The 12657-nt window shown below is 70.0% G+C and carries 11 protein-coding genes; 6 read left to right on the top strand and 5 right to left on the bottom strand.

The window, feature by feature from the left end; all coding sequences use genetic code 11:
* The first annotated feature begins 6 nt into the window (after positions 1 to 6).
* Positions 7 to 417, top strand: a complete 411-nt coding sequence (locus AB0J58_RS02840; RefSeq protein ID WP_364209336.1) for a hypothetical protein — start codon at positions 7 to 9, stop codon at positions 415 to 417.
* Between the two features lie 61 nt (positions 418 to 478).
* On the opposite strand, the gene AB0J58_RS02835 is transcribed toward AB0J58_RS02840, so the two are convergent.
* From AB0J58_RS02835 to AB0J58_RS02820, 4 genes are all read right to left on the bottom strand, one after another.
* Positions 479 to 2140 carry a DUF6350 family protein gene (locus AB0J58_RS02835; RefSeq protein WP_364209333.1) on the bottom strand — a complete coding sequence of 554 codons (1662 nt, stop codon included), beginning with the start codon at positions 2138 to 2140 and terminating at the stop codon, positions 479 to 481.
* Positions 2141 to 2475: 335 nt separating this feature from the next.
* Positions 2476 to 3351, bottom strand: a complete 876-nt coding sequence (sucD, locus tag AB0J58_RS02830) for a succinate--CoA ligase subunit alpha (RefSeq protein ID WP_364209330.1) — start codon at positions 3349 to 3351, stop codon at positions 2476 to 2478.
* Entirely contained in the window at positions 3351 to 4532 is a 1182-nt protein-coding gene (sucC, locus tag AB0J58_RS02825; protein ID WP_364209327.1) for an ADP-forming succinate--CoA ligase subunit beta, read from the bottom strand. Before sucC ends, sucD begins: the two co-directional genes overlap by 1 nt.
* 263 nt (positions 4533 to 4795) lie before the next feature.
* Positions 4796 to 5203, bottom strand: coding sequence for a cobalamin B12-binding domain-containing protein (locus AB0J58_RS02820; protein WP_343968069.1), 408 nt, complete (start codon positions 5201 to 5203; stop codon positions 4796 to 4798).
* 221 nt (positions 5204 to 5424) lie between these two features.
* Between AB0J58_RS02820 and AB0J58_RS02815 the strand changes: the two genes are divergently transcribed.
* The 3 genes from AB0J58_RS02815 to AB0J58_RS02805 all read left to right on the top strand — a co-directional run bounded on the left by AB0J58_RS02815 (position 5425) and on the right by AB0J58_RS02805 (position 8661).
* Complete coding sequence (locus AB0J58_RS02815) at positions 5425 to 6312, top strand: hypothetical protein (protein ID WP_364209324.1); 888 nt, start codon at positions 5425 to 5427, stop codon at positions 6310 to 6312.
* Positions 6313 to 6703: 391 nt separating this feature from the next.
* Entirely contained in the window at positions 6704 to 7576 is an 873-nt protein-coding gene (locus AB0J58_RS02810; RefSeq protein WP_364209321.1) for a hypothetical protein, read from the top strand.
* A 176-nt stretch (positions 7577 to 7752) separates the two neighbouring features.
* Positions 7753 to 8661 carry a hypothetical protein gene (locus tag AB0J58_RS02805; protein ID WP_364209318.1) on the top strand — a complete coding sequence of 303 codons (909 nt, stop codon included), beginning with the start codon at positions 7753 to 7755 and terminating at the stop codon, positions 8659 to 8661.
* A gap of 78 nt (positions 8662 to 8739) precedes the next feature.
* On the opposite strand, the gene pcrA is transcribed toward AB0J58_RS02805, so the two are convergent.
* Positions 8740 to 10995: a DNA helicase PcrA gene (pcrA, locus tag AB0J58_RS02800; RefSeq protein WP_364209403.1), complete on the bottom strand. Its 2256-nt coding sequence runs from the start codon at positions 10993 to 10995 to the stop codon at positions 8740 to 8742.
* 125 nt (positions 10996 to 11120) lie between these two features.
* Between pcrA and AB0J58_RS02795 the strand changes: the two genes are divergently transcribed.
* Together AB0J58_RS02795 and AB0J58_RS02790 are read left to right on the top strand one after the other, a co-directional pair.
* Positions 11121 to 11840 carry a PIG-L deacetylase family protein gene (locus tag AB0J58_RS02795; RefSeq protein ID WP_364209315.1) on the top strand — a complete coding sequence of 240 codons (720 nt, stop codon included), beginning with the start codon at positions 11121 to 11123 and terminating at the stop codon, positions 11838 to 11840.
* Positions 11841 to 11871: 31 nt separating this feature from the next.
* Positions 11872 to 12633 (top strand): ABC transporter permease, encoded by a 762-nt coding sequence (locus tag AB0J58_RS02790; protein WP_364209312.1) that lies wholly within the window; start codon positions 11872 to 11874, stop codon positions 12631 to 12633.
* Positions 12634 to 12657 lie beyond the last annotated feature (24 nt).

Here is a 12657-nt window from a genome sequence, read left to right as displayed (position 1 = left end):
GGTCAGGTGACACTGCCGGTCCAGGTACGGCCCACCGAGAGCGCCGGTCGAAGGGCCCTGTGGCTCGCGGTCACCGCGGTGGTGATGACGTTGGTGCTCCCCCTCGCGGGAGTCGTCATGGCGATTTTCGCTCTTGTCACCTCAATCCGTGCGATCCCCGCGCTGCGTTCCGTTCCCAAACCCGTCGGCACCGCCGTGGCGGGCATCGTGCTCTCCGCCGGGGCGCTGCTGGTGTCGACCGGGGTGACCGCGATGCAGTTCTACTTCGGCGACGAACTGGCCGCCTACACCGAGTGCGGCAAGGGAGCGGGCACCGTCTCGGCGCAGAACGAGTGCGTGGAGCGGCTTGAGCGGGCCATGGAGAAGAAGATGCCCTTCGTCCAGCCCGGCCAGCTGCAGTTTCCCTTCCCTCCCTGAGCGGGCCGCCTGAGCGAGACGTCCGGGACGAGGCGGCCGGGCGCGTGATCCGCGACGGCGCTCAGTCGCGGTCCCAGGCGTAGGGGTCGACGTAGATCACATGGCCGCCCTTGTCGTCGGTCTCGTCGACGATGTCACGCCGGGGCGGGCGCGGCGGCTCGGGGCGGTGGGCCTTCGGCGGGCTCTCCGCGGCGGCCGAGGCGTGCTCGTCCTCCCAGTCGTCCCTGATGACCGGGATCGGCTGGGTGTCGCACTCCGTGGCGTCCAGCCAGTGACCGGGGAGCTTGCGGAGCTCCTCCGACTCCGCGAAACCGACCTTGCTGGCCACCGAGCCGGCGGCCTTGGCGATCCTGACTCCGGCCTTGCGGACCGGCGCGGTGGCCGTGCCGACCCTGGCCGCCGCCTTGGTGACCGCCGCGTTGTGCCCCCGGAAGATCAGCCACCAGTTGGCCAGCCCGGCGGCGATCCCCGCCGCGACCCCCACCTCCAGCGTCACCGAGAGCATCACCTCCCACCCCTCCGGTCCCACCGCGGACAGCCTCGCGCCACCGAGCGGGCCACCGGAGAGCGCCGCCAGCAGGCCCGCCACCGCCCCGGTCGCCAGCCCGCAGGCGAACCCCCACAGCGGTGCTCCCTCGTACGAAGGGGAGGGCGAGATCCGGACGACCAGGACGCCCGCCACCGCGCCGGCCAGGAAGGGCACCGCGATCACGACCATCACCCAGGCGGGGGTCGGGCCCGCCTCCGGCAGCGCGCCCAGGATCGGCAGGCTCGGCACCGTGCCCAGTTGCACGCCCGTCGGCGCGACCAGCGTGCCGGTGCCGACCGCGAAACCGGGGCCCGCGATGTAGGCCATGCCCCAGATGACGGCGTTGAGCAGGTAGAGCCCCTGGATCAGCAGGAGCAGCAGTCCGCCGACGAACCCCGGGGAAAGGATCCCGGACAGCTCCCCGACCTGCCCGAAGTTGACCGCGACGGCCCCGAGCACCATGATGGCGCCCGCCACAAGCATGATCATCAGCGCGGCGGACGTGCCGACCACCACCGAGCGCAGCCGCTCGGGCAGCAGGCGCAGCATCGATCGCCAGGGCCCGATCGTCCTGGCGACGGCCACGGAGCCCGCGATGAAGGCCAGCACCAGGTGGCTGACCAGCACCTCGCCGAGGAAGGGCTGGGTGATCTCGTTCCTGGCGACCAGCGCGATGATCCCGGCCAGCAGCGCGTACGGCGCCGCCAGCGAGATGCCCGCCTGGGCGATCAGGATCAGCTGTGCCCTGCGGCGGGCGTTGGACACCTCCTTGGGGGTGTTCTTGGGCAGCCGGGCGGGCAGCCGGAGCCGCAGGTCCGCGTCCCTGGCCATCCACATCCCGGCGCGGTACAGCAGGAAGGCGGGCAGGACCGTCAGTCCGAGCGGGAGCAGGCCCACCGAGCCGCCGGGGATCGCGAAGCCCGCGTGGTGCGCGGCCAGCCAGAGCTGCGAGGCGGTACGGAACACCGCGGGCAGACCGGAACCGAGCGCGCCGCGCGGTGCGGCGATCCAGCCGACCAGGGTGAGCGTGGTGAGCACCGCCAGCCCCACGCCGAGCGTCCAGGCGGCCGCGAGCATCCCGGAGACGGGAAGCGGCCGGCGGACGTCGTCGTCGTCACCCGTGAGGCCGGGCAGGGGGATACGGCTGAGGACGTTTCGGGGAGCCGTCCGGAGCTGATCGAAGAGGGCCGTCACAGTAGTCGATGGTCTCAGGATCTTCGGTGCGGAAGAGACTTCCGCGCCCCGCGTGTCGCGGACGGCGTGACAGAAGCGGCCTGTGGTATCCCGGCGAGACCGGTCCGGGACACCCCGCGCGTCGCGCACGGTCCTCCCCGTGCCATCCCGGCGGTCACCGGTACGGGAGACCGGACATCGGTGACGTCCGGGACGGCGAAGGGCGCCCGGCGGGATGCCGGGCGCCCTCGGTCGCACTCGGTGCGGCGGAACCCGCGCGAGGCGACGGGGGCGCCGCCGGATCGCGCGGCACCGTGCCGCGTTCGCTCATCCGGGACCCGCGTCCCGGAGCCCCGCTAGAGGGACTGGATGACCTCGCGCATCAGGCGGGCGGTCTCGCTCGGGGTCTTGCCGACGCGGACGCCGACCTTCTCCAGAGCGTCCTTCTTGGCCTGGGCGGTACCGGCCGAGCCGGACACGATCGCGCCCGCGTGACCCATGGTCTTGCCCTCGGGAGCGGTGAAGCCCGCCACGTAGGCGACGACCGGCTTGGTGACGTGCTGCTCGATGTAGGCGGCCGCGCGCTCCTCGGCGTCGCCGCCGATCTCGCCGATCATCACGATCGCGTCGGTGCCCGGGTCGTCCTGGAACGCCTGCAGCGCGTCGATGTGCGTGGTGCCGATGACCGGGTCGCCGCCGATGCCCACCGCGCTGGAGAAGCCGATGTCACGCAGCTCGTACATGAGCTGGTAGGTCAGCGTGCCCGACTTCGAGACCAGGCCGATGCGACCGGCGCTGGTGATGTCGGCCGGGATGATGCCCGCGTTGGAGGCGCCGGGCGAGGCGATGCCGGGGCAGTTCGGCCCGATGATGCGGGTCTTGCCGCCCCTGGCGACCGCGTAGGCCCAGAACTCGGTGGTGTCGTGGATCGGGACACCCTCGGTGATGACCACGCAGAGCGGGATCTCGGCGTCGATGGCCTCCTTGACGGCGTCCTTGGTGAACGCCGGGGGCACGAAGACGACCGACACGTCGGCGCCGGTCTCCTTCATGGCCTCGGCGACGGTGCCGAAGACGGGCAGGCCCTCGTGGACGGTGCCGGCCTTGCGGGCGTTGACACCGCCGACGACGGCGGCACCGGAGGCGAGCATGCGGCGGGTGTGCTTGGTGCCCTCACCACCGGTCATGCCCTGAACGATGATCTTGCTGTTCTCGGTCAGCCAGATGGCCATTACGCACCTACCGCGGCGAGTTCGGCGGCGCGCTTGGCCGCATCGTCCATGGTGTCCACCAGTTCGACGCCGGACAACTTGGCGTCGGAGAGAATCTGACGCCCGAGTTCGGCGTTGTTGCCGTCCAGCCGGACGACCAGCGGGCGGCTCACGGCCTCGCCGCGGGACTCCAGCAGCTGGAAGGCCGCGACGATGCCGTTGGCGACCGCGTCACAGGCGGTGATGCCGCCGAAGACGTTGACGAAGATCGACTTCACCGCGGGGTCGGAGATGATGATCTCCAGGCCGGCCGCCATCACCTCGGCCGAGGCACCGCCGCCGATGTCGAGGAAGTTGGCGGGCTTGGGCCTGCCGGGGAAGGCCTCGCCGGCGTAGGCGACGACGTCCAGGGTCGACATGACCAGACCCGCACCGTTGCCGATGATGCCGACGGAGCCGTCGAGCTTGACGTAGTTGAGGTCCTTGGCCTTGGCCGCGGCCTCCAGCGGGTCCTCGGCGGCCTTGTCCTCAAGGGCCGCGTGGTCCTGCTGACGGAAGGACGCGTTGTCGTCGAGGGTGACCTTGCCGTCGAGGGCCTTCACCTGACCGTCCGCGGACAGGATCATCGGGTTGACCTCGACGAGCGAGGCGTCCTCGTCGACGAAGGCGCACCAGAGCTTCTCGATGAGGTCGGCGGCGCCGTCGAGCGACGCCTCCGGCAGGCCGCCGGCCTGGGCGATCTCGCGGGCCTTGGCCCGGTCGACGCCGTCCAGGGGGGAGATCGGAACCTGCGCCACCTTCTCGGGGTTGGTGTGCGCGACCTCTTCGATCTCCATGCCGCCCGCGGCGGAGCAGATGGCGAGGAACGTGCGGTTCGCGCGGTCGAGCAGGAAGGAGAAGTAGTACTCCTCCGCGATCGCGCTGGCCTCCTCGACCAGGACCTTGTGGACCGTGTGGCCCTTGATGTCCATGCCGAGGATGTCGGTGGCCTTGCTTGCGGCGTCGGCGGCGTCGTCCGCCACCTTCACGCCGCCGGCCTTGCCGCGGCCACCGGTCTTGACCTGGGCCTTGACGACGACACGGCCGGTCAGCTGCTCGGCTGCCGCCCGTGCCTCCTCCACGGTGTGCGCGACGATACCGCGCGGCACCGGGATGCCGTACTCCGCGAAGAGCTCCTTCGCCTGATGTTCGAACAGGTCCACGAGGGTCCGTCCTTGCTTGTCCGGCTGGTGTATAGATCTGAGTGGGCCGGCTCCACGATCGAAGGGGGAGCGCGGCGGTTTTGCGCCAATGAAGCGTAGCCCGCCTTATGGCATGGCCAGGTAACCGGGTCCCAGATCGCGCGTCCCGAATGTTGTTCGCGTCGCCGTCACCGGACCGGTGTGACCTGGCCGTCCGCGGAAAGAGCCACCGGCGAGAGGGGGCGCGGGGCGCCCCGAACCTCGTCGGAACTCGTCGGATCTCGTCAGACGGGCGAGGGGATCGCGCTCCGCACCCAGCCGACGATCTCCTGGGTGGTGGCGCCCGGGGTGAAGATCCGCGCGACGCCCATCTCCTGGAGCGCGGGTATGTCGGCCTCGGGGATGATCCCGCCGCCGAACACCACGATGTCGCTCGCGTCGTTCTCCCTCAGCAGCTCCAGCACCCTGGCGAAGAGCGTCATGTGCGCGCCGGACAGGATGGACAGCCCGATCGCCGCGGCGTCCTCCTGGATCGCGGTGCGCACCACCTGCTCCGGAGTCTGGTGCAGGCCCGTGTAGACGACCTCCATCCCGGCGTCCCGAAGCGCCCTCGCCACGATCTTCACCCCTCTGTCGTGGCCGTCCAGCCCCGGCTTGGCGATGACGACGCGGATCCTCGGCACGGCGTCCATCCAGATCTCCTCCTCCGCGCTCTCCTCGCGACGTGGGAGCTGTCCACAGGGTAAGCCGGAGCCTTCCCGTCATTCCGCATTTCGCTCCCTCGGCGAGCGGTCCCGCCTGTCGTACGGCTCAAACTCGCACAATCCGTGGGCGCGAGTTGTTGGTGCGCGCCATAGCCCGCGGGCCGGGGGTTGGCTAGCTTGGCGGATCTTGACTCCTGGGGAGGAATCCGATGAGACGGTGGGTCACTCTGCTCGCGGTCGTACTGGCCGGTTCGGTGCTGCCCATGTCGGCAGCGGAGGCGGGAACGGCGAGTGCCGGGGTCGCGGAAGCGGCACCGCCGCCGTCTCCGGTGACGAGGCTGAGGCAGCAGTTCGGCGAGCACACGGGGCTGCGGATCTCCGACGTCGGGCGCGTCTATCGGGGCGGCAAGGCGGTGGTCACCATCTGGCGCAAGGGCCGGGTGGAGTTCGACGAGGCCGGGGTGTACGGCACGGACACCGTGGGACGGACCGAGCTGGGCAGAGGGGTCGTGAAGGAGCTGGAGTGGCAGCTCGGCCAGCGGCTCGGCTCGACCCGGGTGATCTGTTTCCCGAACGAGGCGTACCTCTCCGGGCCCGGCTACGAGACGTGGCTGCCCGAGGGGAAGACCTGGCTCGGGCTGATCGGCCCGGCGAACATCAAGCAGACCGCCGCCCTGCCGCAGATCGTCAACATCTTCGAACCCGCCACCCTGGGCACGCTGCTGTCCCACACCGCCGTGCGCAAGAAGCTGCGTTCGGGCACGTTCCTGCAAGGCGCCGTGACGCTGCGCACGCTCTACAAGGTCTCCCCCTCGCTCCGCGACAGGCTGGCCGGGCCGCCCAAGGGCAGGAGCGCCAGGATCCCGGTCGGCTTCAGGCTCTGGCTGGACCGCTCGAACCTGGTCCGCAGGCTGAGCACCACCTGGCGGCAGCCGCTCAGCGGCGGTCCCGGCAAGTACACGACCACGGTCGTGGACACCCGCTACACCGGCTGGGGCTCGTCCGTCACCCTCGTTCCGCCGCCTCCCGAGGACACCGCCGACGCCGGCCGGGTCGGCGCCGACTTCCCCGAACCGACGGTCCTGCCGATCGGCTAACCTGCCGTCCTCCCGCCCGAGTACCCATCGGGCGGACTCTCGCAGGGGGTGAAAGCCTCGATGTGCCGCGGGGTTTTCACCGCCTTTCCGGTACGGGCTCCGGAGGCGACATCCGGGCGAACACATTTGGAATTCGCGAATGCGGCGGGCTCCTGCGGCATCCCATGAAAAACAAATCTAACGGTCCGTGATTAGCCGGAGACACAAGATCTGCCGCGACATGGCGGACGACAGCCTCCTCCCGGCAGTCCGTGAAAGCATCCCTGCACGAAATGTGCACGTTTAATTCAAGGTAATCCTCCAGGTGCGCTACCCTTTCGTGATCTTGCTCCGCGAGAGTGGGTCGATCCCTCCCCAACGGGGCCGAGGGAGCAGTCAGGAGGATTTTCCTTTGAAGCGATACATCGCCGGCCTGGCGTGCGCCGCGACGGCCGTGCTGAGCGTTCCGGCGCTCGCATCGACCGCACACGCGCAGGCCGCCGATCCGATCAGCGCGCTGAAGGGCCAGTTCAAAAACGGCCGTGGCGTCAGCTATGTGGACACCACGAAGCTGAGCAATTCGTACACCAGAATGGTCATGGCCCAGCGCGAGGGGGTACTACAGTTCGGCGCCTCCGGAATCAGCGCGTCCGACCAGACCACCAAGCTGCGCATCAAGGCGAGTGACATCGCGGCGGTCTCGGAGGATCTGAGCGAGGAGGACGCCAAGGTGCTGGCCGGCTTGGCCAAGCCGGAGCGGGTGATTCGCATCAAGAACACCTCCTATGTCTCCGGCGGCATCTTCGGCCAATTCCTGCCCGAGGACAAGAAGTGGCTGAAGATGCCGGGCGTCCTGGGCAACAACGGCCGGGTGACCCAGCTCGTCAACCCGGCGGAGCCCGCGACGCTCAAGGCCCTGCTCTCACACGCCACGGTCAAGCGCCCGACCGCCTACGCGGGAAAGATCACTTTCGGTGAGCTCTACAAGGTCTCGCCGTGGTTCCGGGCCGGCCTCTTCATTCCCCCGAACGCCAAGCAGGCCAAGACCGTGGTGCAGTGGAAGCTGACCCTCGGTTCCGACCAGCTCGCGAGAAGCCTGAGCACCACCTATCCCGGGAGCGCCCTGGGTGCGAACGGCATGAACGTGACCGTCGAGACCCGCTACACCGGCTGGGGTTCCAAGGTCACGGTCAAGGCGCCGCCCGCCGACCAGATCGCCAAGCCGAACGAACTGGACAAGGGTGTGGACACCGACGCTCCCATCCCCCTGCTGGGTGCCAGCTGATCATCCCCCGTTGATCGTCCCCGCGCCCGGCGAGCTTGGCTCGCCGGGCGCGGCGTGCTGCGGGCCTCTGCCGGCGCCCAGCACCTTCGGTGATTCTTGATCCGATATTTCGGCATATAGGGAAGAATCTTCTTCCCCCTCCGCGACGACGCGAGGACACCTACGGGAGGACCCCTATGAGGCGAACGATCGCCGCCCTGACCGGCGCCACCGTGGCGGCCCTGATGGTTCCCGCGCTGGTGACCGCCGCCCCGGCGAGCGCCCAGACCGCGAAGACCGCTCAGGCCGCGAAGACCGACCCGGTCTCGGCGCTGAAGCGCCAGTTCAGAACCCACCGGGGCGTGAAGCTCACCGAGAACACGAAGATCGTCGGTGCGGGCAAGGAACAGCGGGCGATCTTCACCAGGCGCAACGGCGTGCTGGAGTTCGGCAGGCCTGGTCTGGTCGCCTCGGATCTGACCACCAAGTTCAACCTGCCCACCCAGGACGGCGAGTTCAAGGGCCTGTTCACCCCGTCGCGGACGATCTCGCTGAAGGGCGTCTCCTACACCTCGGGCGGCATGTTCGCCGACTCCATGCCCGAGGGTAAGAAGTGGCTGCGGGTCCGCGGCGACTCCCTTTCACTGGTCAGCGCCGTCCAGCAGATCATCAGCACCGTCGAGCCGGGAACGCTGAAGGCGACCCTGGCCCACACCGGCGCCAGGCGCCCCGGCGGGACCTGGGACGGCACCCGGACCACCGTCCACTCGGGCACGATCACACTGGGCGAGCTCTTCAAGGTCTCCCCCTCGGTACGCGCGATGCTGGGCGCGAAGCCCACCGGCAGGTCCGCCACCCTCCCGGTGACCTGGAAGATCTACATCGGCTCCGACCAGCTGGTCCGCCGGGTCGTGTCGTCGTACACCGAGTCCACCCGGGGCCTTAACAGCACCGAGCTGACCTACGTCAACGACACCCGCTACACCGGCTGGGGCACCAAGGTCACCGTCAAGGCGCCGCCCGCCGACCAGGTGGCCGACTTCGACGAGCTCACCGTCGGCGCCGACCAGCCCGAGGACCCCATCAGGGAGCTCCTCACGAACTGATCCGAAGATCGGATCGTGGTAAGGGCACGGCGGGCCCTTACCACGAGCCCGGAACCGGTGGAACCGGCCCCGGAGACCTCAGAGTTTCTCCAGTTGTTTCGCGTACGCCAGCAGCAGGACCTTCTCCCCCACTCCGCCGCCGAAGTCGATCTTGGCCTTGGTCTTCTCCGCGACGCCGTCCACGGACACCACGGTGCCCAGGCCGAACTTGTCGTGGGTGACCCGGTCGCCGGGGGCCAGGTTGGGGATCTGCCTGCCCTCGGACTTCCTGACCGGGGCGGGGCGGGAGTCGCGGCGGGCGGCGGCGCTCCAGGCGCTCTTCTCCGGGTTGCCGCGCCACTCGACCAGATCGGCCGGGATCTCCGCGACGAACCGGGAGGCCGGATTGAACGCGGGCGAACCCCAGGAGCTGCGGACGGCGGCCCGGGAGACGTAGAGGCGCTGCTCGGCACGGGTGATGCCGACGTAGGCCAGGCGGCGCTCCTCCTCCAGCTCCTTCGGCTCGCCGAGCGAGCGCATGTGCGGGAAGACCCCGTCCTCCATTCCGGTGAGGAACACCACCGGGAACTCAAGCCCCTTGGCGGTGTGCAGCGTCATCAGCGTCACCACCCCCTGGCCCCCGTCGGCCGCCGGGATCTGGTCGGCATCGGCGACCAGGGAGATCTGCTCCAGGAACTCCACCAGCGTGCCCTCGGGGTTGGCCTCCTCGAACTCGGAGGCGACCGAGATCATCTCGTCCAGGTTCTCCAGGCGGCTCTCGTCCTGCGGGTCGTTGGAGGCGGTGAGCTCCAGACGGTATCCGGTGCTCGCCAGCACCTCCTGGGCCAGCTGTGAGGGCGACAGGTCGTCGGCCTTCACCATCAGCTCGTCCATCAGGGCGACGAACTCGGCGATGGCCTTGAGCGAGCGGGTGGCCATGCCCGGCGCGTCGTCCGCCCGGCGGAGCGCCTCCCAGTAGGGGATCCGCTCCCTGCCCGCGAACGCCTCGACCATCGCCTCGGCCCGCTCGCCGATGCCGCGCTTGGGCACGTTGAGGATGCGGCGCAGCGACACCACGTCGTTCGGGTTGGACAGGAAGCGCAGGTAGGCCAGCAGGTCGCGGACCTCCTTGCGCTCGTAGAAGCGCACCCCGCCCACCACCTTGTACGGCAGGCCGGTCCTGATGAAGATCTCCTCGAACACCCGGGAGGCGGCGTTGGTCCGGTAGAACACGGCGACCTGGCCGGGCACCACGTCCTCGTGGTCGGTGAGCCTGTCGACCTCCTGGGCGACGAACATCGCCTCGTCGTGCTCGTTGTCGGCGACATAGCCGATGATCTTCGCCCCGGCCCCCTGGTCGGACCAGAGGTTCTTGGGTTTGCGGCTCTCGTTGCGCGAGATCACCGCGTTGGCGGCGGACAGGATCGTCTGGGTGGAGCGGTAGTTCTGCTCCAGCAGGATCGTCCTGGCCTCCGGGTAGTCGCGTTCGAACTCCAGGATGTTGCGGATCGTCGCGCCGCGGAAGGCGTAGATCGACTGGTCGGCGTCACCCACCACGCACAGCTCGGCCGGGGCGACACCACCCTCCCTGACCAGGTCCCCGTCGGCGGTGCGCAGCTCGGGACGGCCCGCGAGCTCGCGGATCAGGGTGTACTGCGCGTGGTTGGTGTCCTGGTACTCGTCGACCATGATGTGGCGCCAGCGGAGCCGGTAGTGCTCGGCCACCTCGGGGAAGATCTGGAACAGCGTCACCGTCAGCATGATGAGGTCGTCGAAGTCCATCGCTCCGGCCTCGGTGAGCTTCTGCTGGTAGTTGCGGTACGCCTCGGCGAGCTTGCGCTCCAGGTGGGTGGATGCCTGGGCGGCCGCCGTCTCGTAGTCGATCAGCTCGTTCTTGAAGTTGCTGACCTGGGCGGAGAAGGACCTCGGCGGGTAACGCTTGGGATCGAGGTCCATCTCGCGGCAGACCATCGCCATCAGGCGTTGCGAGTCGGCCTGGTCGTAGATGGAGAAGCCCGAGGGGAAGCCCAGTCGCTTGGCCTCGCGGCGCAGGATCCGCACGCAGGCGCTGTGGAAGGTCATCACCCACATCGCCGCCGAACGCGGGCCGATGAGCCTGTCGACCCGGTCCTTCATCTCCCGCGCGGCCTTGTTGGTGAAGGTGATCGCCAGGATCTCCTGCGGCTGCACACCCCGCTCGCCCAGCAGATAGGCGATGCGGTGGGTCAGCACCCGGGTCTTGCCGGAACCCGCGCCCGCGACGATGAGCAGGGGGCTGCCGTGGTGCACGACGGCCTCGCGCTGCTGAGGGTTGAGCCCGTCGAGCAACGGGTGGGTCGGAGAGGAGGCTGGGATCGACACGTCCCCTAGGTTAGAACGACCGGCCGACAACCGGGTCCAACGGTCGTAAAGGAATGTGGGCGGACCCCGCCGCGGTTGTCACGATCGACCGTACGCGGAAAAGACGGAAGGGCGTCCCCATGCTGTCCGAAGACGAGATCAGCCGCGTACTCGCGGTCACCGCGCACCCCGACGACGTCGACTTCGCCGCCGCGGGCTCGATCGCGCTGTTCACCGACCGGGGCGTCGAGGTGACGTACTGCGTGGTCACCGACGGCGACGCGGGCGGCTTCGACCGCGAGCTGGACAACGGCGGCATGGCCGAGCTCCGCCGCGCCGAGCAGTCAGGCGCCGCCAAGGCCGTCGGCGTGACCGATGTGCGCTACCTCGGCTACCACGACGGGACGGTGGTGCAGAGCCTGGAGTTGCGGCGTGACATCACCCGGGTCATCCGCCAGGTCAAGCCCGACCTGGTGATCACCCACAGCCCCGAGCGCAACCACCGGTTCATCGCCCCCAGCCACCCCGACCACCGCGCGGTCGGCGGCTGCGCCCTCGACGCCGTCTACCCCGACGCGCGCAATCCCTACGCCTTCCCCTCGCTGCTGCTCGACGAGGGCCTTGAGGCGTGGACCGTCCGTGAGGTCTGGTTGAACGGCGGCCCGGCGACCGACCACCACGTGGACATCACCGACACCTTCGACCGCAAGCTGGCCGCGCTGCGCGCCCACGTCAGCCAGGTCGGCCACCTGGAGGACTTCGAGGGCTTCCTGCGGGACCGCTTCTCCCAGCGGGCCGTCGAGGCGGGCTTCGGCGAGGGCCGCTACGTCGAGTCCTTCCAGCGGGTCCCCACCGCCTGACCTCCCCGAGACCACCGGGACCCCGCGCCCCTTGAACACCGTCGACCTGTCGTTCGCCACCGCCGCCGTCATCGTCCTGCTGGCCGTCGGGGCCGCCGCCGTCGCCTGGTCCGGCCGTCTCGGGCACGCGTCCGGGGTGCTCACGGCCTGCCTGCGCGCCGCCGTCCAGCTCGTCGCGGTCTCGCTGGTCATCGTGTGGGCGGTCCAGCGGGCGTCCGCGGTGGCGCTCTTCGTGCTGGTCATGTACGGGGTGGCGAGCCTGACCGCGGGACGCAGGATCACCTCGGGCCGCGCCGCCTGGTGGGCCGCGGTGCCCATCGCGGCCGGGGCCCTGCCGGTGCTGGCGCTGCTGTTCGGCGGCGGCGTCGTCCCGCCGCAGTGCATCACGCTGATCCCGATCGCGGGCATCCTGCTCGGCGGGTGCCTGACGGCCACGGCGCTCGCGGGACGGCGGGCCCTGGACGAGCTCGCCCACCGGCGGGGCGAGGTGGAGGCGGCGCTCGCCCTGGGCTTCTCGGACCGGGACGCGGCACTGGAGATCTGCCGGCCGCCCGCGGCGCAGGCCCTGGTGCCCGCGCTGGACCAGACGAGGACCGTGGGCCTGGTCACGCTGCCCGGCGCCTTCGTCGGGATGCTGCTGGGCGGGGCCGAACCGCTCCAGGCCGGAGTGGTACAGCTCGTCGTGCTGGTCGCGCTGCTGGCCGCGGAGGCGGTGGCCGTGGTCGTCACGATCGAACTCGCCGCCCGCGGCCGCTTCGGCACCCACCGGCCGCCGCCCGGCGCGCATCCGTGAGCCGTCCTGGCGACCGGGCGAGCG

This window comes from Streptosporangium sp. NPDC049644 (assembly GCF_040675205.1).
Taxonomy (GTDB): domain Bacteria; phylum Actinomycetota; class Actinomycetes; order Streptosporangiales; family Streptosporangiaceae; genus Streptosporangium; species Streptosporangium fukuiense.
This window is presented reverse-complemented; position numbering and strand designations above follow the sequence as displayed.

What these genes read in the sequence shown, in the direction of transcription:
- sucD (WP_364209330.1), bottom strand. Translation starts at nt 3,351, where the DNA reads ATGGCCATCTGGCTGACCGAGAACAGCAAGATCATCGTTCAGGGCATG.
- AB0J58_RS02820 (WP_343968069.1), bottom strand. Translation starts at nt 5,203, where the DNA reads ATGGACGCCGTGCCGAGGATCCGCGTCGTCATCGCCAAGCCGGGGCTG.
- AB0J58_RS02815 (WP_364209324.1), top strand. Translation starts at nt 5,425, where the DNA reads ATGAGACGGTGGGTCACTCTGCTCGCGGTCGTACTGGCCGGTTCGGTG.
- AB0J58_RS02805 (WP_364209318.1), top strand. Translation starts at nt 7,753, where the DNA reads ATGAGGCGAACGATCGCCGCCCTGACCGGCGCCACCGTGGCGGCCCTG.
- AB0J58_RS02795 (WP_364209315.1), top strand. Translation starts at nt 11,121, where the DNA reads ATGCTGTCCGAAGACGAGATCAGCCGCGTACTCGCGGTCACCGCGCAC.